Source organism: Breoghania sp. L-A4, assembly GCF_003432385.1.
In the GTDB taxonomy this organism is placed as follows: domain Bacteria; phylum Pseudomonadota; class Alphaproteobacteria; order Rhizobiales; family Stappiaceae; genus Breoghania.
Window position 1 is genome coordinate 791,622 of sequence record NZ_CP031841.1, and the last position, 22,867, is coordinate 814,488.

Here is a 22,867-nt window from a genome sequence, read left to right on the forward strand (position 1 = left end):
CGCTTCGCGCCTCCTCAGGATGAGGTCTATCATGTTGATTTATTTAAAAAAATAGCAACAAAAAGAACCTCATCCTGAGGAGGGCCGACAGGCCCGTCTCGAAGGATCGGCCGCCTGCGTGTCGATCCCCCGGCACAAGCCCGCCGCATCCGCCCCCTCTCCCCATGGGAGAGGTGCTTTCGAGCCCAACGCGCCCGGCCCTCAAAATGCCCTGCTGCGAAGCGCCCGTCTCCACGCATCGGCCGCGCACGCGGGGCCGGCCCCTAGCCCAGCTCCATCGTCGTGATGCCGAAGATTTTCTCCAGCGGCAGATCCGGGAGGCCGCTCGTGCCAGACGTCCCGCCCGGCTTGTACATGCGCGCGGTGATGAATTCCGGCGACAGCTCGTAGCGCTCGGCGAGCGCCAGTGCGGCCTCGTTGGGCTCGGGCACGTCGAGATAGATCTCCTGGCCCTTCACCGTGCCGGCGAGGCCGCGAAACAGCACGTCGGCGCCCCCGTCCGTGTCCGCGAACAGCGGCCCGATCTTGAAACCCGCGCGGCAGGCGCGAAGCACGCCGTAGCCTGTGACGGCGCCGTCCTCGATGAGCGCCATGCCGCGCCGGGTGGCGTGCCCCGCCTGCACCCAGCGCTTGAGAAAGGTTTCGCGCGGGGCGGGAAACAGCGGGCGGTCGTAGTCGCGGATGGAGGGATAAATGCCGCGGCCAATGACCGTCAGGCGCGGGTCCATCGGCACGTCGGCGATGGAGATACCGCCGTGGCGGATGTCGCGATGCGCAAGCTTGAAGCCGGATTTCTCATAGTTCGCCTGCTGCGCCGCCACCCCGTCGAGCCCGATGGTGCGGTTGCCCAGCCGCTCGATGCCGGCAGCCCACGTGGCCCAGCCATAGCCCTTGCCGCGATGCTCCGGATGGCAGAGGTAGAAGCCGAGAAAGCCGAAGCCCTCATCATAGGCGACGACGGAAATCGCGGTCACCGGCTCCTCGCCGAGATACCCCATGAGAAACCCGTCCGGGTCGGTCGCGAAAAACGCCTCCGCGTCGTCCAGCCCCGGGTTCCAGCCTTCCTCATAGGCCCACTCGATCGCGGTCTCGAGATTGTCGCGGGTCATCGGGCGGATGGTGAGGGTCATGGGCGGAGCTCTGTCTGAGTGAATCGGGGCGATGAGACACTAGCCAAGGCGGGGCTTTGGGGGAATGGGGGGCGATCGCCGTGCGCTGGCTTAACGGGAACCTATCCGCTCATGCCGCTGTCCCCGGAGCGTTCGTCCAGAATACGAAGCACCTCGATGACGTCGCCATTCACGCGGTAGATGAAACTGAAAGGTGTTCGCGGAATGGGATACGCGCGCACGTCTTCGGTGCGTTCGATCGGATGGCCGATGGAGGGATTCGCTTTCAGCGCGATTGTCGCGGCCTCGTAAGGCCGTCGGGCGTTGATCGAACCTTCGGGAAAGACGGATTGGTAATAGCGGCGCATCCACTGGACGTCCGCAACGCAGGATTGGAGATATCTGATCTTCATCGACCGGAAGGCTCAGGAACGATATCGGGCTGCGGCTCCGGGAGTTCCATGTCCGTGTCCCAAGACGCCACCCAGGCGTTCATCGCTTCCTCGGAGACAAAGATTCCCTTGTCCGCCTCCGCGATCGCCTCGGCAATCACCCGGTGACGGGCCTCGCTGCGCACCTTTTGCGCGGCAATGGCTCGCGCGGCGATATAGCCCGCGCTGCGGTCCTGCCGTTTCGCTTCCTGCTCAAGCCAAGCCTTGAGTTCCGGCTCGAGCCTCATGGAAAATCGCGCGCTGCTGGTCATGGGATCATCATCTCAGCCGAGGAATAAGCGTTTGTCGGACAATGTATGCCATCGCGCTGGCCTGTCAAATTGCCAATTTGCGCGCCGGCGCCTGTAGCGGGGTGCGCGGGTGGACGTTGAGCGCTCAAGACGCTTGATTTCCCGCCCCTTGATCGCGATCAAGACGCGGGTTTGGTTTTGGGGCATGGTCGGGTGTCCGCGATTCATCGCGGTGTCCAGATCGGGAACATCTCATGACCCTTTCCATGCGGTTTTGCGGCGCGGCGCGCACCGTCACCGGCTCGTGTTACTGGCTGCAGACGCCGACGGCGCGGTTTCTCGTCGACTGCGGCATGTTCCAGGGGCCCAAAACCCTGCGCGCGCTGAACTACGAGAAATTCCCGTTCACGCCATCGGGCATCGATTTCGTGCTGCAGACCCATGCGCATATCGACCATTCGGGGCTGCTGCCGAAGCTCTACCGCGACGGCTTTCGCGGACCGGTGCATATGACCCGCGGCACGCGCGATCTGCTGGCCTTCATGCTGCCCGACAGCGGTTTCATCCAGGAAATGGAGGTCGAGCAGCTCAACCGGCGCAACCAGCGCCGCGGCCGGCCGGTGGTGACGCCGATCTACACGCAACGCGATGCCTATGCCTGCCAGGAGCGTTTCGAGACCATAGAATACGAGGTCTGGCGCGAGGTGGCGCCGGGGGTGCGCGTGCGGTACTGGAACGCCGGGCATATTCTGGGCTCGGCCTCCATCGAGCTGGAACTGGAGACCGGCCGCGAGGATCCGCCCAAGCTGCGGATGCTGTTTTCCGGCGACATCGGACCGGACCAGAAACTGTTCCATCCCGATCCGGAGGCCTCAAGCGACTTCGACTTCGTGGTCTGCGAGTCGACCTACGGCGGCCGGCCGCGTGCGCGCCACTCGGCGGCGGAGCGCCGCTCGATCCTGGCGCGCGAGGTGCGCGAAGCGCTGCTGGCCGGCGGCAACCTGCTGATCCCCAGCTTCGCGGTCGAGCGCACCCAGGAGTTGCTGGCCGATCTGAGCCTGGCGCAGGACGCGGGCGACATCGGCCCCGCGCCGGTCTTCCTCGACAGCCCGATGGCGATCAAGGCGACGGAGACGTTCGAGCGTCACGCCTCCGAGCTGGAGGGGCTGCGCGAGCAACCGCATCTCATCGACAATCCCAACATCCACTTCACCGAGACGGTGGACGAGAGCAAGGCGATCAACCGCATCCACAGCGGCGCGATCATCATGGCGGCGTCGGGCATGTGCGACGCCGGCCGCATCCGCCACCATCTGAGGAACCATCTGTGGCGGGCCGATTGCACCGTGCTGATCGTCGGCTATCAGGCGCCGGGAACGCTCGGCCGGCTGTTGGTGGACGGCGCCAAGCAGGTCACGATCCAGGGCGACGTGATTCAGGTGCGCGCCCGCATCCGGGAAATCGACGTCTACTCCGGCCACGCCGATCATGGCGAACTGATCGACTGGATCGAGGAGCGCGCGCCGATCCATCGGGCGCTTTATCTCACCCACGGCGACGCTGAGAGCAGCGAGGCCCTGCGTGAGGCGCTGGTGGCGCGGGGAAGCGCGCGCGACACGGTCATCGTGCCTGGCATCGACGATGAGGTCGATTTGCTCGGCGCGGGCCGAAGACCGCATGCGGTCGCCCGCCGGATCGCGCCGGAGGCCGGCAGCCGTCTCGACTGGCACAACGATGCCGCCCAGCTTCTGATCGATATCCGCGAGGCGCTGGACAAGGCCGCCGACGAGAAGGCCCGCGGCGTGGTCATCCGGCGGCTGCGCCGCGCGCTGGAGGATGAAAACCACAAGCACTGACAGGCGGATACTCTTCGCGCTATGCTGCATGCCGCGCCACACGGGTTCGCCCCGGCGGATTCAGGGCGCGGCGGAACCGGGCGCGGAGGAAGCTGAATGGAGACATGGACGGACTTTCTGGCGGCGATCGAGACGACGCTGCGCCATGTGTTCCTGTCCGTGCGCGCCCTGGGCCAGCCGTCGGGGCTGCTGCAGATCTTGATCCTGATCTCCGCCTTCGCGCTGGCGCATTTCGGCGCCGAATTCGTCGAGCCGCGGTTCGAGCGCTGGGTGCGCTCGATCGAGACCTCCATGAAGCGGCTGCGGTTCCTGATCCTGGTGCTGCGGCGGCTGCGGCTGATCTTCTTCGTGATCCTGGTTTGGATCGCGGTTCTTGCCATGCGCTCGGTGGCCTGGCCGAGCTGGAGCTACCTGCTGCTGGTGGTCGGCAATCTGTCGGCCGTATGGCTGGTGATCTCGATTTCCTCGCGCGTCATCCGCAATCCGTTGGCCGCCCGCACCGTGGCGCTGGGCGCCTGGATCTTCGCCGCGCTTTCCATTCTCGACCTGATGCCGTTCGCCGTCCGCGTGATGGATGCGGCGGCGATCACCGTGGGCGATCTGCGGATTTCGCTGCTGCTGGTCATCAAGGCGGTGGTCACCCTTTCGATCCTCCTGTGGGGCGCGGCCTATCTCAGCCGCGTCACCGAGCGCCGCGTGGCGCAGGTCGAGGACATGTCGCCGTCGATGCGGGTTCTGGCCGGCAAGTTCGTGCGCATCGGGCTGTTCACCACGGCGTTTGTCATGGGGCTGCAGTCCATCGGCTTCGACCTGACGACGATCACGGTGTTTTCCGGCGCGGTGGGCATCGGTCTCGGCTTCGGCCTGCAGAAGGTGGTCTCCAACCTGGTGTCCGGCGTCATCCTGCTGCTCGACAAGTCGATCAAGCCGGGCGACGTGATCACGCTGGGGGAGACCTATGGCGCGATCACCTCGCTGGGGCGCGCTACGTCTCGGTGGTCACCCGCGACGGCCGGGAATACCTGATCCCCAACGAGGACCTGATCACCGGGCAGGTGATCAACTGGACCTATTCCGACGAGAAGGTGCGCCTCGACGTGCCCTTCGGCGTCAGCTACGACGCGGACCCGGCTTCGGTGCGCGAGATCGCCGCGAAGGCGGCGGCGGGCGTCGCGCGGGTGCAAAAGACGCCGGCGCCGGTGTGCCATCTGACCGCCTTCGGCGACTCCTCGGTGGATTTTCTGCTGCGCTTCTGGATCGATGATCCATCGAAGGGCGTTGTCAACGTGAAGGGCGCGGTTCTGATGGCGCTGTGGTATGCGCTAAAGGACAACGGCGTCGAATTCCCCTATCCGCAAAGCGACATCCATGTGCGCGGTCCGGTGGAGGTCGTCATGGCGGCGAAACCGGACGCGTGAGCGCGGCCGCGCCGACGGAAACACGACGGCGGCCCGGCGCGATCCGGGCGCGCGCGAGGCCGAAGCGCCGCAAGAGGAGATATCCGTGACGACATCGGACGAGAAGCGCGGCCTGAAGCGGAAGCTGACCCGGCTGTATTACGGCGACGACGCCACCGCCAAGGCGTTCCGGGTGTTTCTGCTGGCCTTCGACGTGGTCACCATCCTGTATTTCATCGTCTCCTCGCTGATGGAGTCCGGCGCGGCGATTCATGCCATCGACTACGCCATCGCGGCGGTGCTGTTGGCCGACTATGCCGCGCGGCTGATGATCGCCGCCGGCGATGGCGGGCGGCGCTGGAATTCACCGCGATCGCCGATCTGGTGGTCATCGCTTCTCTGCTGGCCTCCGCCTTCATCGGCAACCTGGGTTTCCTGCGCGTCGTGCGCATGCTGCGGCTTCTGCGCTCCTATCATGTGCTGCGCGAGTTCCGCGAGCATTCGGCCTGGTTCCGCCGCAACGAGGAAATGGTCCATTCGGCGATCAACCTGTTCGTCTTCGTGTTTGTCGTCACCGCCGTGGTTTTCGTGCTGGAAGGTCACCGCAATCCGGCGATCAACAACTATCTCGACGCGCTGTATTTCACCGTGACCACGCTGACCACCACCGGGTTTGGCGATATCACCATGACGGACTCGGTGGGCCGGGCGCTGACGGTGCTGATCATGGTGTTCGGCGTAGGGCTGTTTCTGCGCCTCGTGCAGACGATCTTCCGCCCCGCCAAGGTGGTCCACACCTGCTCCGACTGCGGGCTGTCGCGGCACGATCCGGACGCCGTGCACTGCAAGCATTGCGGCAAGGTGCTGAACATTCCGACCGAAGGCGAGTGGTAGGCGGGCGGATGAGGGCTGCTTGCGCGGGAATGCGCTCGGCCGGCATCGGTGCGTGGCGCAAGGCCCTCACCCCGGCCCTCTCCCTGAAGGGAGAGGGGGCGGAGACGGCAGGCGCAGAATGCGGTTGTGGGCTCGGAGGGGGCAGCCTTCCCTTCTCCCCTTGGGGAGAAGGTGGCCAGCAAGGCCGGATGAGGGGCCATGCTGCGCCCCATGTCGAATGCTGCAGCGCAGCATGAATGTGGCGGCCCGCTATTGCTGCGGCGCAGTACCTTTCATGAAACTCAGCATGCCCTGCGCGGCCGTGACGCCGGTCGAGAAACACGCCTGCAGCAGGTAACCGCCTGTGGGCGCTTCCCAATCCAGCATCTCACCGGCCACGAAGACGCCCTCCATGGTGCGCAGCATGAGAGCGGAGTCGACGGCCGCACGCGACACGCCGCCGGCGCTGGAAATCGCGCGATCGATGGGGCGGGTTGCGGTGAGGGTGAGCGTCGCGGACTTGACGAGCCGCGCCAGCGCCTCAGGCTCGGTGGGCAGATCCTTGCCCGCGGCCTCGCGCAGCAATCCGATGGCTTCGGGCGCCAGCCCCGCGGCCTTGCGCAGGAAAGCGGTCTGCGACTGCTTTCCGCGCGGGCGGGACAGCCGCGCGATCAGGGCATCGAGGGACATGTCGGGGCGGAGATCCACGGCGAGCGGCACCGGACCGTCGCGCGCGATGGCCTCGCGCAAGGGCGCCGAGAGCGCATAGACCGCGCCGCCCTCGATGCCGTGCGCCGTGATCATCGCGTCGCCGCGCACGGCGCGACCATCGAAGCTCACGGTAACGGTCTTGAGCGGCCGGCCGGCAAAGCGCTCGGAAAACACGTCCGACCAGGCGACGTCGAAGCCGCAGTTGGCGGGCGCGAGCGGCGTGACCGGCACGTCGTGGGCGGCGAGGATTGCGGTCCAGGCGCCGGTGGAGCCCAAGCGCGGCCAGCTCGCGCCGCCCAGCGCCAGAAGCGTTGCGTCGGCGGTGCGGGCAACCGGTCCGTCCGGCGTTTCGAACGTCAGCGCGCCGTCGTTCCAGCCGGTCCAGCGGTGGCGAGGATGCAGCGTGACGCCGAGATCCCCAAGTCGCTTGAGCCAGGCGCGCAGCAGCGGCGAGGCTTTCATGGATTTCGGAAACACGCGCTTTGACGATCCCACGAAGGTTTCCTCGCCCAGATCCTCGCACCATTGCCGCAGAGCATCGGGGCCGAAGGCGCGGATCATCGGCTCGAGGACGGCGCGCGCATCGCCATAGTGGGTGAGGAAGGTGTCGAGCTCCTCGGAATGGGTGAGATTCAGCCCGCCGCGCCCGGCCATCAGGAATTTTCGCGCCGGCGAGGGCATGGCGTCATAGACGGAGACGGTCACGCTGGCGCGCGCCAGCGTCTCCGCCGCAATCAGTCCGGCGGGACCCGCGCCGATGATGGCCACGGTGGGAGAGGACGTTGTTTCGCTCATGGATCGGGCACCGGCTTCAGGGAGCGCCGGTATAGCATCTCCGCCGCCCCGCGCCATGGGGGCGGGGTGCAAAGATGATCAGCCGGCTTTCTGGTCCGATGCGAAGAGTGCCGTGTGTTCGTCGCGCAGCAGGTTTTTCTGCACCTTGCCCATGGTATTGCGCGGCAGGCTGTCGACGAAGAACACGCGCTTGGGCTGCTTGAAGCGGGCGAGCTGGTCGCGGATTGCCTCCTGCACGCCGGCTTCTGTGATGTCCGCGCCCTTCTCGGGCACGATGACGCCGACGACGCCCTCGCCGAAATCCGGATGCGGCACGCCGATGACCGCGGATTCCACCACGCCGGGCAGATCGTCGAGGATCAGCTCGATTTCCTTGGGGTAGATGTTGTAGCCGCCGGAGATGATCAGGTCCTTGGCGCGGCCGACGATATGCAGGTAGCCGTCCGCGTCGATCTTGCCCAGATCGCCGGTGATGAAGAAGCCATCAGTGCGGAATTCCGAGGCCGTCTTCTCCGGCATGCGCCAGTAGCCCTGGAACACGTTGGGGCCCTTGACCTCGATGGAGCCGATCTCGCCCCGGGCGACTTCCTTGCCGGTGTCCGGATCGGCGATGCGGATCGAAACCCCGGGCAGCGGAAAGCCGACGGTGCCGGCGCGGCGGTCGCCGTCGTAGGGGTTCGAGGTGTTCATGTTGGTTTCGGTCATGCCGTAGCGCTCGAGGATCCGGTGGCCGGTGCGGTCCTCGAATTCCACGTGCGTTTCCGCCAGAAGCGGCGCCGAGCCCGAAGTAAACAGCCGCATGTGCGCGACCAGATCGCGGTTGAAGTCGGGCCGTCCGAGAAGCCGGGTATAGAAGGTCGGCACCCCCATCATCGCGGTGGAGGCGGGCAGCAGGCGGATGACCTCGTCGGCGTCGAATTTCGGCAGGAAGATCGCCGTCGCGCCGGCCGCCAGAACGATGTTGGTGGCCACGAAGAGCCCGTGCGTGTGGAAGATCGGCAGCACGTGCAGCAGAACGTCGTCCGCGGTGAAGCGCCATTCGTCGACCAGCGTCAGCGTGTTGGACAGAAGATTGTCGTGGCTGAGCATGGCGCCCTTGGAGCGGCCGGTGGTGCCTGAGGTGTAGAGGATCGCGGCGAGGTCGGAGCCGGTGCGCTCCACGGTGGCGAAATCCTCGGGCTGGCCCTCGGCCAGCGCCATCAGGCTGCCGGAGCCGTCTCCGGCGAGCGTCTTCAGCGCGGCGCCGGCTCTTTTCGCAATCGGGGCGATCTCGTTTTCGGTGCGCGGATCGCAGACGACCAGCGCGGGCTCCGCGTCGCCGACGAAATAGGCGATCTCATGGGCGGTGTAGGCGGTGTTGAGCGGCAGGAAGACGCCGCCGGCGCGCACGGTCGCCAGATAGAGCGCCAGTGCCTGCGGCGATTTCTCCACCTGCACCGCGACGCGGTCGCCGGGCTTGACGCCCAGCGCCACGAGGGCCCCCGCGATCTTTCCGGTCAGCGCCTGCATGGCGGCGTAGCTGATTTCGGTGCCGTCGGCCATGCGAAGGAAGGCTTTCGCGGGCTCGCGCGGCTGCCCCAGCAGGGCGTCGAAGAGAATATTCGTCATACCGTGTCCTTCCGCGCCGCACGCTTTTCCGAGGTGCGTAGCAAGCCGCGCACGGGCTTCGCCGCCTTCACTTCGCGCCGCGCCGCGTATGCTTCGTGATTGGCTTCGACCTCGGCGAGGTCATAGAGATAGTTGACCATGATGCCGGCCGATTGCGCGAACCCCTTGGGCGAGGTGTCGCCCAGCCAGTTGATCTGCCGCAGGGTTGCGCCATTGCCCAGGTGGAAGCGGGCGACGGCGTCGACGGGCTGGCCGTCGGGCCGCTTGGCGGCGAGGAAATATTCCGCGGCAAGCGGCAGCAGCAACTCCCTGGCGGCGTCGGCTTTCGCTTCGTCGAGATGCCACAGCGGTTCGGCGATGGCGTCCAGCGCGCGGGCCGCTTGCGAATCCTCCGCGCCGTCGGCTGCCACGCCCTTGAGCCAGCGTATGAAGCCCGGCGCGGGCGACAGGGTGACAAAGGTTTTCAGCGCCGGGATCTCGCGCGTCAGATCCTGCGCCACCTGCTTGATCAGGAAGGAGCCGAAGGAGACGCCGCGCAGTCCCTGCTGGCAGTTGGAGATCGAGTAGAACACCGCCGTCGTCGCCTTGTCGGGGCTGAGGATCTCGCGGTCGTCCGCCAAAAGGTCCTGGATCGAATCCGGGATGGCTTGCGTCAGCGCCACTTCCACGAAGATCAGCGGCTCGTCGGGCATGGAGGGATGGAAGAAGCCGAAGCAGCGGCGGTCGGCGGGACGCAGGCGGCGGCGCAGCTCGTCCCAGTTGCCGATCTCGTGCACGGCCTCATAGGCAATGATCTTGTCCAGGATATGCGCCGGGCTGGCCCAGTCGATGGGCCGCAGCACCAGAAAGCCGCGGTTGAACCACGACTGGAACAGGTGCTGGAAATCCGCGTCCAGCCGGGCGAATTCCGGATGTTCGCCGAGATAGGACAGCAACGCCTCGCGCATGCCGACCAGGGCGGCGGTGCCGCCGGGCGCCAGATTGAGCCGACGCATCAGCTCCTGGCGCGGCGGCTCGGAGGCGGCGATCAGCTCGCCCAGGGTGCGCGCGGAGCGCTCCTGGGCGAAATCCTGCGCGGCGAGAATGGCGCGGGCGGGATCCGGATCGAAGCGCTCGGTGAGCATGGCGAAGAAGGTGGCCCGCTCGGTCTCGTCGAGCGTGCTGAAACCGTCGAGGATCTGCGCGGCCAGCGCCACGCCCGACGCCTCGCCGCGCGACGACAGCAGGGCGTCGCACAACAGTTCCAGGTCCGCGGCGGTCTTCGCCTCGGCGCGCTGGTCCATCAGCCGCGCGCCGCGGGTCACGAGCGCCGAAAGCAGATCCTGAAGCATGCTTACTCGTGTCATAAGGCGGGTCCCATGACGTAGACGGGCAACCAGGTGGCAATGCCGGGGACCAGGCACAAGAGGAGAATGCCGACCACCATGCACAGCACATAGGGGATGGACCCCCTCAATATCTGGGCCAGCGATATGTCGGGCGCAATGCCGTTGATGACATAAAGGTTCAGTCCCACGGGCGGCGTGATCAGGCCGATTTCCATGTTGATGGTCAGGATGACGGCGAACCAGTAGGGATCGAAGCCCGCCTGCAGGATGATCGGCAGCAGGATCGGCGCGGTCATCAGGATGACGGCCACCGGCGGCAGGAAGAAGCCGGCAAACAGCAAGAAGACGTTGATCACCGCCATCAGGACCCACCTGTTGACGTCGAGATTGCCGATCCACTCGGCGATCGACTGGGTGATGAACATCGACGACAGGGCGTAGGAGAAGAGCTCCGAGGCGCCGATGATCATCATGATCATGACGCTTTCCTTCAGCGTGTCGCGGAACACCGCCGTCAGGCTGGACAGCCGCCAGATGCGGTAGATCACCATCACCAGGATGATGCAGAACAGCGCGCCGACGCCGGCGGCCTCCGACGGGGTCGCGACGCCGCCGTAGAGCACGAAGAGGATGCCGACGATGATGGCGAGGAACGGCAGCACGCGCGGCAACACCTCGAAGCGCTGCTTGAAGGTGAAGCGCTCGCTCAGCGCGCTGAGGCCGACGCCACGGCGATGGCAGGAATAGATGGTCCAGGCCATGAACAGTGCCGTCAGCATCATGCCGGGAACCACGCCGGCGAGGAACAGCCGGCCGATGGAGGTTTCCGTGGCGATGCCATAGACGATCATGGTGATCGACGGGGGAATGAGAATGCCCAGCGTGCCGCCGGCGGCGATGGAGCCCGCGGCGATTTCCTTCGGATAGCCGCGCGATGTCATCTCCGGGATGCCCATCTTGCCGATGGCGGCACAGGTGGCGGGCGAGGAGCCGGACAGCGCCGCGAAGATCGAGCAGGCGCCGAGGTTGGACAGCACCAGCCCGCCCGGCACGCGGTTGAGCCAGCGGTCGAGCGCCTCGTAGAGGTCCTTGCCGGCGGGCGAGGAAGCGACCGAGGCGCCCATCAGGATGAACATCGGGATGGAGACGAGGCCGAAGGAGGCCAGGCCGCCGAAGAAGGTTTCGCCGAGGATCGACAGGCTGCCCCAGCCGTCGACGAGGATCAGCGCGGCGATGGACACAAACCCCAGCGCGAAGGCGATGGGCGTGCCGATGGCGAGCAGCGACATCAGCGCCGCGAGAACGAAGAGGCCGTACATCAGCGGGCTCATTCGGGATCCCCCCACAGCTTGAGAATTTCGGCGACATACTGCAGGCACAGGACGCCGATGCCGAGCGGCAGCGGCGCCAGCGGGATCCACAGCGGCAGTTTCCAGACGGTTTCGGTGGTCCAGCCGCCGCTCCAGGCTTCCTCGAAATAGGTCCAGCCGGAGTAGGCCAGCAGCGCGCAGAAGGCGAGGCCGAACAGGCCGGCCACGACGTTCATGATCAGGCGCACGGGATGCGGCATGGCATTGGGCACGATGTCGACGTTCACGTGACCCTTTTCCAGAAGCACGAAAGGCGAGCCGAGGAAGGTGGCGGCGACCAGCGAAAAGGTGACGTACTCGGTCTGCCAGACCGTGGAGCCGTTCAACACGTAGCGGATGAACACCATGTAGGAGACGACCAGCGCCGCGGAGGCGACGAGCAGGATCGCGGCAAGGCCGAGCGCGCGCGAAAGCGCCGAGATGATCTGGATATAGGCCTTCATGCGGGCATGTCTTTTTTCACGTGCGCCACGGCTTCAGCCAACGGCGCGCCACGGGGACCATTGATGTGAGGAAAGAGAGGCTCCGGACCGCCGCGCGGGCGGCCCGGAGCGGGCCAATGGGGCCGGATGTGCGGCTTATTCGACCGCCAGAGCCTTGTTGATCAGCTCTTCACCGCCGGGAACCTTCTCCGCGAAGTTCTTGTAGGAGGTGGCCTTGGCGATATCGAGCCAGGCGTTGTAGTCGTCGGCGGACATTTCGACGATTTCCACGCCGGCCTTCTCGTAGACGTCGACCAGCTTGTCGTCGAGCTTCTTGGCTTCGCCGACGAAATAGTCCTGCGCGACCTTGCCTGCGTCCATCAGCGCCTTCTGCTGGTCGGCATTGAGTGCATCCCAGCTCTGCTTGGACATCAGGATCGGCTCATACATGAACCACAGGGCGTTGGCGCCCGGCTTGGTCAGGCAGGTGGCCTGCTCGTAGATGCGGTAGGAGACGAAGGAGCCCGACGAGGTATTGGCGGCGTCGAGCACGCCGGTCTGCAGGCCGGTATAGATTTCCGACGACGGCATGGAGGCGATGGAGGCGCCCGCGCCCACCAGCATCTGCTCGAAGGCCGGACCCGCAGCGCGGGTGACCTGGCCCTTCATCGTCTCAGGCGAGGTGATGCATTTGGTCTTGGAGGCGAAGGCGCCCGCCAGCCATGCGTCGGCCAGCACCACCACGCCGGCGTCGTTGATGATCTGCTTGATGTCGTCCATGAACGGCGAATCGTTCAGCCGCTGCGCGCGGTCATGGTTGCGCACCAGGCCCGGCATCAGGGTGGCCGAGAACTGCGGGTGACGGCCGGAGGCGTAGTCGAGCGGGAAGGCGGAGATGTCGAGCTGGCCCTTGACCATGGCGCCCCACTGCTCGGTCGGCTTGAACAGCGACTTGCCCGGATAGACCTGGATCTTCAGATCGACGTCGGCCTTCTCGACCTCACGGGCGAGGATCTGGACCATTTCGTCGCGCACGTCGCCCTTGCCGCCCGGCCACTGGTGCGAGGCCTTCAGTGTGGTTTCGGCGAACGCCGCGCTGGCCATTGAGCCGGCGACAGCCGCGATGACTATCGTTTTGAACATTGTTTCCTCCCACCGGACATGCCGGCATGTTGTTTTAATCGAGGCTTGAATAGGGCCTTCCTATGCACACAGAGTCAAGGTTTTTGTATACAAGAATGTGTGCTATGCAGGTCCGTTGCCTTGAAGCGGGGAATCGCATGGCCGATCGCCAGCCGAATCAGATGTCAGACACCGTGCCGGAGCGCGCGGAGGACCGTGCGCCGGAGGCCCTGCCCGAACACCTGTCGGGCCGTATGGCCGACCGGCTGCGCGATCAGCTGGAACAGGAAATCGTCACCGGCGTGCATGCGCCCGGCGCGCGGCTGGACGAAGTGAAGCTGGCCGAGCGGTTCAAGGTGTCGCGCACGCCGATCCGCGAGGCGTTCCAGCAGCTCTCGGCCTCCGGCCTCCTGGAGTTGAAGCCGCGCCGCGGCGCCTTCGTGCGCAGCGCCGGCATCAACGAGATCATCGAGATGTTCGAGGTGATGGCGGAACTGGAGGGCATGTGCGGCCGGCTGACGGCGCGGCGGATCTCCTCCGAGGATCTGGCGGCGCTGCGCGAGGCGATGGAAGCGTGCGAAAGCGCCTTCGAGGGGGGCGACGCGGACGCCTACTACTATGAGAACGAGCGCTTCCACCATGTGATCTACCGCGCCTGCGGTAACAGCTTTCTCACCGGCCAGGCGATGACGCTGCACCGGCGGCTGAAACCCTATCGCCGGCTGCAGTTGCGGGTGCGCGGCCGCATGCGCCAGTCGCTGGTCGAGCATCGGCAGGTGGTGGAGGCGATCGCCGCCGAGGACGCGGAGGCCGCCCAGCGCGCGCTCACCGATCACGTCATCATCCAGGGTGGCGGCTTCAACGATCTGGTCGCCGGACTGGAGCGCCAGGCGAAACTGCGCGCCGCGTCGTGAGCCGCACGGGGCTGGTACGGGGGAGGGCGCGGCCCCATATTCAGGGCATGACCAGACGCGCCACCGCTTCTCTCACCGTGATCGTTGCAGCTCTTCTGGCCTGTGCCGCGCAGGCGCAGGTCGTGGTTCCGCTGCCCGTGGTGCCGCGCGCGCCGAGCAACACAGACGGGTTCCTGAAGCAGCGGGATTCGCTCAACCGGCTGCTGGAAGACCAGAGCCGGACGCGCGACGCCAATCAGGACAAGCTGCGCGAGGCGGAGCAGCGGCGCAAGCAGGCCGAACGCGAGCGCCGCCGAAAGGCGCCCGAGACGCCCTATGACCGGCCTGTGGGATCGCTACCCTCGAACCATCCGTGAGATCAGGTCGTCGCGCACGACGAACTGATGATACAGCGCCGCGCCGATGTGCATCAAAACGGCGGCCGTCATGATCCAACCGAGATACTGGTGCAGGCCGAGGAACAGATCGGCGGTCGCCTTGTCCTTGGCGACGATGGGCGGCAGCGTGACCGTCCAGAACACCTTGATCGGCGCGCCAAAGGCGGAGGTACCGATCCAGCCGACGATCGGGCTCGCCAGAAGGATGACGTAGAGCACGGTGTGCACCGCATGGGCGGCGAACTTCTGGATCATCGGCATGCCGGCGGGCAGCGGCGCGGGCCGGTGGTTGATCCGGTGGATCAGCCGCACCACGGTGATCACGAACAGGACCACGCCCATGGACCGATGGAAATCGAACAGAAAATTCTGCATCGGCCCGCCGCTGATCCGCAGCATGGCAAGCCCCGCCGGGATCATGCTCAACACGCATGCGGCGGTCAGCCAGTGCAAAAAGCGCGCGGTGGCCGTGTAGGCCGGTGTCTGTGTCTCAGTCATGGTCTTTCCCCTATCCCGGCGGCCACTGTAGCGAACGGATGGGCGCGTGGGAATGCCGCAATGTCAGTGACTTGCGGCAAAAACGATGTGTTGCGCGTCAGGCCGGGACGGCGAGAAAATCGTGGTGGCTGACGATGATGCGGGAAGTCCCGCCGGTGATCGCCGCGAGCCGGGCGGCTTGCCAGTCCGCTGCGTCGCCCGCGGGGATACCCATGTCCAGCGCGGCTTGCGCCCAGCCGCGCACCAGCGCCTCCTGAAACGCCGTGTCCGCCGGCTCCGCGTCCCAGTCCGACGGTGCGAAGGCGACCGAAAAACCGGCCGCCTCGAAACGCTTGACCGCCTGCAGCACCGCGCGCGGGCCGAGCGCCGGGCCAAAACCCTTGTCGCCATACTGATGCTTGTTGACGGCGCCGCGGACCGTTTCGTCCAGCGGATGCTCCGGGTGACAACTGATGCGCCCGTCGTAGGTGAGCGCGGCGTAGAAGGGGACGCGGCGCGCGGCGACGGCGGCGACGAGACCGTCCAGCCACTCGGCGGACACGAGATCGAGAAACGCCGACGTGGTCAACAGGTCGACTGGATCGTCCAGCAGCGGCTCGACGCCATGCGCCAGATCCACCTGCAGGGTTTCGACGGCCAGCTCCGGGAACTCAGCCTGCGCCCGGGCATGGGCGGCCGCGACGAGCGTCCGGTCGTGGTCGGTGAGCCGCCAGATCTGATCCGCCGGCAGCACCGGTTGCATGGCGCGAAGGGTGGAGCCGGTGCCCGACGCCAGATCGGTGATGCGCGGCGCGGGGATTTGCGCGCAAAGGGCGGCGGCGCTGGCCAGAATGCCGGGGTTGCGGGCGCGGGCGTCCAGCGGCTCGCGCAGGCTGAGCCATTCGGTGGAAAAACCGCTCATGAAGCATCCTCATCGGCGGGGATCTTGGGTGTGGCGTTCTCGACGGCCTTGGCGAACAGCGCGGCCGTGGCCTCCCAATCGGGAAAGCCGTGCGCCGCATCGCGGGAGGCCGCGGCGCATCGGGCGCGAAGATCCGCATCCCCGATCATCCGCCGCAGACCGTCGCCAAAGCCCTCCGTGTCAAACGGGTCATACAGCAGGCCGGTGCCCGGCGCGATAGTCTGGGCCACGGCGCCCGCGCCCGTGGCGACGATCGGCAGCCCGCGCACGGTGGCCTCGGCAAAGGCCATGCCGTATCCCTCGTAGCGGGTCGCCAGCACGAAGACATCGGCTTGCGCATAGAGCGCGTCGAGATCCGCGGCCGACAGGGCTCCGCGCAGCGTGACGCGGCCGCCAAGCCCTTCGGTGGCGACCATGTCACGCAACAGATTCGCGTGGCCCGGATCGAGCCGGTCGCCGCCGGCGATGTCCAGTCGCCACGGCAGGGCGCGCAGGGCCGCCAGCGCCTTGATCAGCACGTCGTGCCCCTTGCGCGGCACCAGCGATCCGACGCTGACCAGCCGCACGATGCCGTCATGCGCGCGGGGGGCGGCGAGAGGCGCGCGGTCGGTCCCGGGCACGACAACGGTGATCTTGCTGCGCGCGACGCCGAAATCGCGGACAAGCTCCTCCGCCGTGGCGGGGCTTGAGACGATCACGGCGCGGGCGGCTTTGAGGCTGCGCGTCTCGCTGTCGCGCAGCGCCGCCTGTTGGGCCGCATCGAGCCCGGTTTCCAGCGCCAGCGGATGATGCACCAGCGCGATGATCGCACGCTCGCGCGAAAGCGCCTCGGCTTCGTCGGGAAGAATGCCGAAGGCCAGCCCGTCGATCACCAGCGGCGTGTCGTGCGGGACGCTTCGCAGCAAGGACAGCGCCCGCGCCTTCGCGTCCCGGTCAGCATGCGGGTCGCCCAGCGGCAGCGCCTCGACATGCCAGCCGAGCGCGCGCAGGCCGCCGATCATTCGCCGGGCATAGCCGTAGCCGCCGGTCGGCGTGTCGAGGTCTCCGGGATAGGCGAAGGTGAGGCGGTGCGGCGTCACTGGGCGACGGGCCCCTCGTACCAGGCGCGGGCCACATGGCTTTCCGAGAGCGTCACGCGGATTGCCGCGATCTCCATGCCGGGGCGGCCGAGCGCATCGGCACGCGCCGCGGCGGCCAGGCCGTCATGGATGTGCTTGGTCAGGAATTCCGTGGTGGTGTTCCGGCCCGCGAACTCGGGCACCGCGTCGAGGTTCTTGTAGTTCAGCGGCTCGATGATGGCTTTCAGCGCCTCATGCGCGCGGCCGATGTCGATGACCACGCCGTTGGCGTCCAGCGCCGAGGCCATGAAGGCGGCGTCGATGACGAAGGTCGCCCCGTGCAGCGCTTGCGCGGGGCCGAACAGCGCGCCGGAAAACGAGTGGGCGATCATGATGTGGTCACGGACTTCGACGGCAAACACGGGCAGGCTCCTGATGGTCTCGGGTTCAGCTTATGTCACAGGCAACGGGTGCTGCGGCCGGATAGCGCACCACCTGGCACAGGGTTGCGGCGTCCGGCGCGAGCACCCGCGGCAGGCAGTGCGGCAGATCGGCGAATGCGACCGGTTCCTCCAAGAGCGCATCCAGGCACGGGTCGTCAAGCAGGCGGATGGCGGTGGCCAGCCTGCGGGCATGGTCCCAGCGCGGCCGCCGGGCGGGCGGGATCTGCCCGACCTGGCTGGAGATGAGCCTCAGACGGCGTGCGTGAAACGCCCCGCCGAGGCCGATTGTGACGCGCCTTTCGCCATACCAGCTCATTTCCACCAGCGTCGCCTCCATGCCGCACAGTCCGATCGCGGTCTCCAGACCGGCTTCCGACGCGCTGGCGTGTATCACTAAATCGTTATCCCCGCGTGTGTTTTCAGGCTCCGCGAAGGCAAGGCCGAGTTTGCGGGCGATGCGCGCTTTCTCCGGGTTTTTGTCGATCAGCGTCACCCGGGTTCCCGGGGTGCGCGAGGCCAGCCAGGCGGTCAGGGCGCCGATGACTCCGCCGCCAACCACGGCAATGTGATCGCCCGGCGCTAGTCCGCCGTCCCACAGGGCATTAAGTGCGGTTTCCATGTTTGCACTGAGAACCGCCCGTTTTGACGGGATGTGATCCGGCACGATATGTGCTGCGTCTGCGGGGATATCGAACAGGGTCTGATGGGGATGCAGCACGAACACAGTTTGGCCGGGCAGCAAAGCGCCGGCGTCGGGGCCGGCGGCAATCCGGCCGACGCAGGCGTAGCCGTATTTCACCGGGAAGGGGAAGTCGCCGGCCTGGAACGGCGCGCGCATGCGCTGGAATTCGCTCGCCGGCACATGGCCGTTGAAGACCAGGCTTTCCGTGCCCCGGCTGATGCCGCTGTACAGCGCCTCGACGCGCAGATGCCCAGGCGCCAGCGGCCCCAGCGTCTCATGGCGTATTGCGGCGCACCCGGCGCCGGTGTACCACAGCGCATCCGCGCCGGATGCCTCATCACTGCCATTGCCTGTCGTCACACCTTTGCCGCCTTCCCGTTCTCTGACTCCCTCGCCGAGCCTGTTCGGCAGAGCGGCGTCAGGGCGTTTTCAGTCGTGGTCCGAGGGACCCGCACAGTTCCGGTTATTGTATGAAGTATCAAGCCATTCCCGATAGCACCATTGCACGCGTCCTTGTCAATTTGCCGGTCGCGCGCCGCAGACACCTGTTCGCGGGGCTCGTGGCCGGATGCGTCGCGGGGCTCGCGGCCCTGATGGCCTACACCCTGTCACCCGGCGGGCTCACGGGCGCCGAGGCCGTCATGCTGGCGCTCTTCATCATAACCCTTCCGTGGATGGTCATCGGTTTCTGGAACGCCCTGCTGGGGCTCGTGCTGCTGCGCGCGACGCGCAATGCGGCGGAAGCCGTCAACCCGGCGCTGGCCCGGGTGCTGCCGGTGGCGGAGATCACCACACGCACCGCGATCCTGAGCTGCATCCGCAACGAGGACACCGCCCGCATCCACCGCAATCTCGAGGCGATGCTGGAGGGGCTGGCGCGCGCCGGGCACGAGGGAGCATTCGCGCTCTACGTTCTCAGCGACACCTCGTGGGACGACGTCGCCTTGGCGGAAGAGGCGATGGTCGCGGATCTCAAGGCGCGCTGGGGCGGCGCCTTCGAGATTACCTACCGCCGGCGGACGGAAAACACCGGTTTCAAGGCCGGCAACATCCGCGACTTCTGCGAGCGCTGGGGCGATGCCCACGATTATGCGCTGGTGCTGGATGCCGACAGCTTCATGACCGCGCGCGCCATCGCCAGGCTGGTGCGGCTGATGCAGAGCGACGCCAATCTCGGCATTGCCCAGAGTCTCGTCGTCGGGCTGCCGACGATCAGCGCCTTCGCCCGCGTCTTCCAGTTCGGCATGCGGATGGGCATGCGCTCTTACACGCTGGGCAGCGCCTGGTGGCAGGCGGACTGCGGTCCCTACTGGGGGCACAACGCGCTGATCCGGCTGAAGCCCTTCATCACACAGTGCGCGCTGCCCGACATCCCCGGCAAGGGCGCACTCTCGGGCCCGATCCTCAGCCACGATCAGGTGGAAGCGGTGATGATGCGCCGCGCCGGTTTCGAGGTGCGGGTGGTGCCCGAGGAGGACGGCAGCTTCGAGGAGAACCCGCCGGATCTTCTGGAGTTCATCCGCCGCGATCTGCGCTGGTGCCAGGGCAACATGCAGTACTGGCGGCTGCTGGCCATGCCGGGGCTCAAGCCCGTTGGCCGGATGCAACTGGCGCTGGCGATCTTGATGTTTCTCGGCTCGCCCGCCTGGGTCGGCTTCATGACGCTGAGCGCCGGCATCATGGTGCTGGCGGACAAGCCGCTGGAGACGTTCGACACGTCGCGCGGTCTGGTGCTGTTCTCCATCGTCATGAGCATGGTGTTCGCGCCGAAGATCGCCACCATCACCCATATCCTGGCCGACAGGACGGCGCGCGTATCCTACGGCGGCGCGGCCCGTGTTCTGCTGAGTTCTCTGGGAGAGGTCGTCTTCTCGATGCTGCTGGCGCCGGTGATGGCGATCGCGCATACGGTGTTTCTGGCGGGGCTGCCCTTCGGCCGCAAGATCGGCTGGAGCGCGCAGGCGCGCGACGCGCATGCGGTCTCGATGACGCACGCGGCGCGGCGGCTGTGGCCGCAGGCGCTGTTTGGCGGCATCGGGGTGGTGTGGTTCGCGGCGCACGCCATGCCGGCGCTGCTGCCCGCACTTCCCGTCATCATCGGTCCGCTGATCGCCGTGCCCTTCGCCGTGATCACCGCGAACGGCGCCGTGGGGCGCGCATTCCTCGCCTGCGGCCTGTGGCGCCTGCCCGAGGAAACCGCCCCGCCGATGGAGCTGCAGGCGCTGCATCTGGACGCCCTGCCGCCGCGCCTGCGCGACGAGGCGCTGGACGGGATTCCGGAGTTGGCCGAGCCGGTACCCGTGAAGGCGGGGTGAGGGAACGCGCACCTCCTCGATTGTCACCCCGGGCTTGACCCGGGGCCCACTCTGAATTCCGCTTGTTGAGGCTCTTGTGGCTGGCGGGGCGCTTGGCGGCCCACTCCGATGACGGCGTTCGCCGATCGGCATAGTGGGCCCCGGCTCGGGGGCCGGGGTGACAATCGCGGGTGGTGATGATTTTTTTGAGGGACGGGCTTGCTGTCCGGCGCGCGCTGCGAGGACCGCAGGGGCGCGACATCCGGTGCGCCCTGCCGCCGCGAAGCTCGTGGTGACCGGTCAGGCCGCTGTCGCGAACGGCTTGACCTTGATGTGAGCCTCGTTCCTGCGGGCCTGCGCGAGCTCGTATGCCGTTTGCATCCTTAAGAGAGTTTCAGCCTTCAAGCCGAACGCCTTTTCAAACCGGATTGCCATGTCGGCGGACAGGCCGGCATTTCCATTCAGAAGCGTGCTCAGGGTCTGCCGCGACACACCCAGATGCTGCGCAAGCGCCGTGACGCTGATGCCCGCAGGCTCGACGATCTCGGTCTTGAGCCAGTCTCCTACGTGAACGGCCAGCGACGGATGCATCCTAAGAGCCATGGTAGTCCTCCAGGTCCGGTTCGATACGAAGGGACTCTCGTGGCATGTGTCAAGCGTCACCTGACACGTGACATGTTTGGGCCGGTGGATGACAGGCGCGTCCTTGAGGCGCGATGAACGTTTTTCTGCGCCCCCACCTCCTCGATTGTCACCCCGGGCTTGACCCGGGGCTCACTCTGAATTCCGCTTGTTGAGGCTCTTGTGGGCTTGTGGGGACGCTTGGCGGCCCACTCCGAGGCTCGGCGTTCGCCGATCGGCATAGTGGGCCCCGGCTCGGGGGCCGGGGTGACAGTCGCGGGTGGTGCGGTTTTTTGAGGGACGGGCTCGCGGTCTGGTGCGCGATGGATCCCCGGCACAAGGCCGCGGATGACGAGGGTGTGGCGTAAGCCACTGACAGACAACAGATTTCGTCATGCCAGAGTTTGTCCCGAGCATCCACTCGGCATCGCCTTGTGTCGCTGGCCTTCACAGAAATATCGCCGTCTATTCGGCCGCGGCCGGGCTTGTGCTGCGGTTGATGGTCCGGGCCTGCGTGTCGGCTTTCACGCCGCTTGCCACGGGTTTCGCCCGCCGCCGCCATGGCTGGCTCTTGAACCAGGCGACCGTGTAGGCGGTGGCGATGAGAATGGCGAAGCCGATGCAGTTGGTGAGCGCGTTCGTGAGCGGCGTGCGGCCGAGCTCGTCGCGGAGGATCGCCAGCGACTGCGCCACGACGAGGCTGGTGAGGAACACGGCGAGCGACTGCTGGCCGACCTTGCGCACGATGGCCACGAACTTGCCCCACGCGCCGCCCGCCACCAGCCGGTGGCCGTGCTCGCCGGCGGCGATCCATGCCAGATAGGCGAGCGCCAGGAAATGCACGTAGCGCAGGATGCCGAAATGGGTCTTGTCGATGAGCGGCGTGATCGAGCGGTTGAACTCCAGCAGCGCCGGATAGGCGCCAAGGATGCGGAAATAGGCGAAGGGGATCGTCGCGATGACGATCACGATGGCCAGCGCGATCAGAACGCGGTCGACGCGCGGGGCGGGCAGCCAGCCGATCATGAAGGCGAAGCCGGTGAAGAACACCAGTTGCCAGGCAAAGGGATTGAAGAACCAGGTGCGGTCCGACCACGGTTCCGCCGGCAGGTCCAGATAGCCGAAACCGGCCGCCAGCCAAAGGGTGACGACGAAGGCGCCGGCATAGAACGGACCGAGGCGTGCGATGCCCATCACGAGGGGCAGCATGGCGAGGATCACCAGATACATCGGCAGGATGTCGAAGTAGTTCGGCACATAGGTGAGCGTCAGCAGAGCCGGCAGATTGGGCACGGCGTTCTCGAAGAACGGCCACAGGTTCAACTGGCCGACATAGTCCGCCCCGACCCACCCGGAGGCGCTGACGGCCGCCAGAATGGCCGCGATGACGAAGAACAGCCCGATGTGCGCCCAGTAGACCTGCCACACGCGATGCGCGATGCGCGCAGCCCCCATCCACCAGCCGCGATCATCGAAAATCTTGCCGAACGCGATGGCCGAGGCCATGCCGGAACAGAAGACGAAGATTTCCGTCGCATCGGAGAACCCGAAACGCGCCGGGATCCACAGGGTCCAGGTGTTGTTGGGCAGGTGGGCGATGAAAATGATGAACATGCCCAGCCCGCGGAAGAAATCCAGCCGCGGGTCGCGGGGCCGGGTCGCGGCGGAGGGTGACACAGGCGAAGGGCGCGCGGTCGTCATCACGGGGCGGTGCTTTCAACTCAAAGAGGGGTGCACGCGGCGCGGCACGTGGCAAAATAACATGGCGCGACAGATATTTGCCAGAGGATGGCGAATTTAGGGCCG

General features: G+C 66.6%; 23 protein-coding genes. 7 read left to right on the forward strand and 16 right to left on the reverse strand.

What is annotated here, in order from left to right:
- Positions 1-263 precede the first annotated feature (263 nt).
- From D1F64_RS03750 to D1F64_RS03760, 3 genes are all read right to left on the reverse strand, one after another.
- Positions 264-1,130, reverse strand: coding sequence for a GNAT family N-acetyltransferase (locus D1F64_RS03750; RefSeq protein WP_205470642.1), 867 nt, complete (start codon positions 1,128-1,130; stop codon positions 264-266).
- A gap of 101 nt (positions 1,131-1,231) precedes the next feature.
- A complete protein-coding gene (locus D1F64_RS03755; RefSeq protein WP_162901268.1) occupies positions 1,232-1,477 on the reverse strand; it encodes a type II toxin-antitoxin system RelE/ParE family toxin in 246 nt (81 codons plus the stop codon).
- Positions 1,478-1,518: 41 nt separating this feature from the next.
- Entirely contained in the window at positions 1,519-1,812 is a 294-nt protein-coding gene (locus D1F64_RS03760) for a hypothetical protein (RefSeq protein ID WP_117411328.1), read from the reverse strand.
- 233 nt (positions 1,813-2,045) lie between these two features.
- On the opposite strand from D1F64_RS03760, the gene D1F64_RS03765 reads away from it, so the two are divergent.
- The 4 genes from D1F64_RS03765 (at position 2,046) to D1F64_RS24220 (ending at position 5,938) form a co-directional block, all read left to right on the forward strand.
- Positions 2,046-3,647 carry an MBL fold metallo-hydrolase gene (locus D1F64_RS03765; RefSeq protein ID WP_117411329.1) on the forward strand — a complete coding sequence of 534 codons (1,602 nt, stop codon included), beginning with the start codon at positions 2,046-2,048 and terminating at the stop codon, positions 3,645-3,647.
- Between the two features lie 96 nt (positions 3,648-3,743).
- Entirely contained in the window at positions 3,744-4,673 is a 930-nt protein-coding gene (locus tag D1F64_RS25300; protein WP_117411330.1) for a mechanosensitive ion channel domain-containing protein, read from the forward strand.
- Positions 4,643-5,065 carry a mechanosensitive ion channel domain-containing protein gene (locus D1F64_RS03775; RefSeq protein ID WP_117411331.1) on the forward strand — a complete coding sequence of 141 codons (423 nt, stop codon included), beginning with the start codon at positions 4,643-4,645 and terminating at the stop codon, positions 5,063-5,065. Before D1F64_RS25300 ends, D1F64_RS03775 begins: the two co-directional genes overlap by 31 nt.
- Positions 5,066-5,428: 363 nt before the next feature.
- A complete protein-coding gene (locus D1F64_RS24220; protein WP_248304606.1) occupies positions 5,429-5,938 on the forward strand; it encodes a potassium channel family protein in 510 nt (169 codons plus the stop codon).
- A 249-nt stretch (positions 5,939-6,187) separates the two neighbouring features.
- Here D1F64_RS24220 and D1F64_RS03785 read toward each other — a convergent pair whose 3' ends face one another.
- The 6 genes from D1F64_RS03785 to dctP form a co-directional block, all read right to left on the reverse strand.
- Positions 6,188-7,423: a TIGR03862 family flavoprotein gene (locus D1F64_RS03785; protein ID WP_117411332.1), complete on the reverse strand. Its 1,236-nt coding sequence runs from the start codon at positions 7,421-7,423 to the stop codon at positions 6,188-6,190.
- A 78-nt stretch (positions 7,424-7,501) separates the two neighbouring features.
- Positions 7,502-9,031 (reverse strand): malonyl-CoA synthase, encoded by a 1,530-nt coding sequence (locus D1F64_RS03790; protein ID WP_117411333.1) that lies wholly within the window; start codon positions 9,029-9,031, stop codon positions 7,502-7,504.
- Complete coding sequence (locus D1F64_RS03795) at positions 9,028-10,362, reverse strand: malonyl-CoA decarboxylase (RefSeq protein ID WP_117411334.1); 1,335 nt, start codon at positions 10,360-10,362, stop codon at positions 9,028-9,030. The genes D1F64_RS03790 and D1F64_RS03795 overlap by 4 nt, the downstream gene beginning before the upstream one ends.
- An 11-nt stretch (positions 10,363-10,373) precedes the next feature.
- A complete protein-coding gene (locus D1F64_RS03800; RefSeq protein WP_117411335.1) occupies positions 10,374-11,690 on the reverse strand; it encodes a TRAP transporter large permease in 1,317 nt (438 codons plus the stop codon).
- Positions 11,687-12,172, reverse strand: a complete 486-nt coding sequence (locus D1F64_RS03805) for a TRAP transporter small permease (protein ID WP_117411336.1) — start codon at positions 12,170-12,172, stop codon at positions 11,687-11,689. The genes D1F64_RS03800 and D1F64_RS03805 overlap by 4 nt, the downstream gene beginning before the upstream one ends.
- 135 nt (positions 12,173-12,307) lie before the next feature.
- Entirely contained in the window at positions 12,308-13,294 is a 987-nt protein-coding gene (dctP, locus tag D1F64_RS03810; RefSeq protein WP_117411337.1) for a TRAP transporter substrate-binding protein DctP, read from the reverse strand.
- Positions 13,295-13,527: 233 nt separating this feature from the next.
- Here dctP and D1F64_RS03815 point away from each other — a divergent pair, with 233 nt between their 5' ends.
- Both D1F64_RS03815 and D1F64_RS03820 read left to right on the forward strand, forming a co-directional pair.
- Positions 13,528-14,187, forward strand: coding sequence for a GntR family transcriptional regulator (locus tag D1F64_RS03815; protein WP_205470755.1), 660 nt, complete (start codon positions 13,528-13,530; stop codon positions 14,185-14,187).
- 47 nt (positions 14,188-14,234) lie between these two features.
- Positions 14,235-14,543, forward strand: a complete 309-nt coding sequence (locus D1F64_RS03820; RefSeq protein ID WP_117411338.1) for a hypothetical protein — start codon at positions 14,235-14,237, stop codon at positions 14,541-14,543.
- Here D1F64_RS03820 and D1F64_RS03825 read toward each other — a convergent pair.
- From D1F64_RS03825 to D1F64_RS03845, 5 genes are all read right to left on the reverse strand, one after another.
- Complete coding sequence (locus D1F64_RS03825; protein WP_117411339.1) at positions 14,523-15,062, reverse strand: cytochrome b; 540 nt, start codon at positions 15,060-15,062, stop codon at positions 14,523-14,525. The genes D1F64_RS03820 and D1F64_RS03825 overlap by 21 nt on opposite strands.
- Before the next feature lie 97 nt (positions 15,063-15,159).
- Positions 15,160-15,963 (reverse strand): SAM-dependent methyltransferase, encoded by an 804-nt coding sequence (locus D1F64_RS03830; RefSeq protein ID WP_117411340.1) that lies wholly within the window; start codon positions 15,961-15,963, stop codon positions 15,160-15,162.
- Positions 15,960-17,042, reverse strand: coding sequence for a glycosyltransferase family 4 protein (locus D1F64_RS03835; RefSeq protein ID WP_248304607.1), 1,083 nt, complete (start codon positions 17,040-17,042; stop codon positions 15,960-15,962). Before D1F64_RS03835 ends, D1F64_RS03830 begins: the two co-directional genes overlap by 4 nt.
- Complete coding sequence (locus D1F64_RS03840; RefSeq protein WP_117411341.1) at positions 17,039-17,443, reverse strand: 6-carboxytetrahydropterin synthase; 405 nt, start codon at positions 17,441-17,443, stop codon at positions 17,039-17,041. Before D1F64_RS03840 ends, D1F64_RS03835 begins: the two co-directional genes overlap by 4 nt.
- 25 nt (positions 17,444-17,468) lie before the next feature.
- On the reverse strand, positions 17,469-18,506 hold the full coding sequence (locus D1F64_RS03845; RefSeq protein ID WP_205470643.1) for a zinc-binding alcohol dehydrogenase: 1,038 nt from the start codon (positions 18,504-18,506) through the stop codon (positions 17,469-17,471).
- A 110-nt stretch (positions 18,507-18,616) separates the two neighbouring features.
- Here D1F64_RS03845 and mdoH point away from each other — a divergent pair, with 110 nt between their 5' ends.
- A complete protein-coding gene (gene mdoH / locus D1F64_RS03850; protein ID WP_117411342.1) occupies positions 18,617-20,461 on the forward strand; it encodes a glucans biosynthesis glucosyltransferase MdoH in 1,845 nt (614 codons plus the stop codon).
- Positions 20,462-20,740: 279 nt separating this feature from the next.
- Here the strand turns inward: mdoH and D1F64_RS03855 are convergent, their stop codons facing one another.
- The gene (locus D1F64_RS03855; protein ID WP_117411343.1) at positions 20,741-21,031 is read right to left on the reverse strand and encodes a HigA family addiction module antitoxin; all 291 of its coding nucleotides are present in this window, start codon (positions 21,029-21,031) and stop codon (positions 20,741-20,743) included.
- A 495-nt stretch (positions 21,032-21,526) separates the two neighbouring features.
- The gene (locus tag D1F64_RS03860) at positions 21,527-22,675 is read right to left on the reverse strand and encodes an OpgC domain-containing protein (RefSeq protein ID WP_248304743.1); all 1,149 of its coding nucleotides are present in this window, start codon (positions 22,673-22,675) and stop codon (positions 21,527-21,529) included.
- Positions 22,676-22,867: the final 192 nt, after the last annotated feature.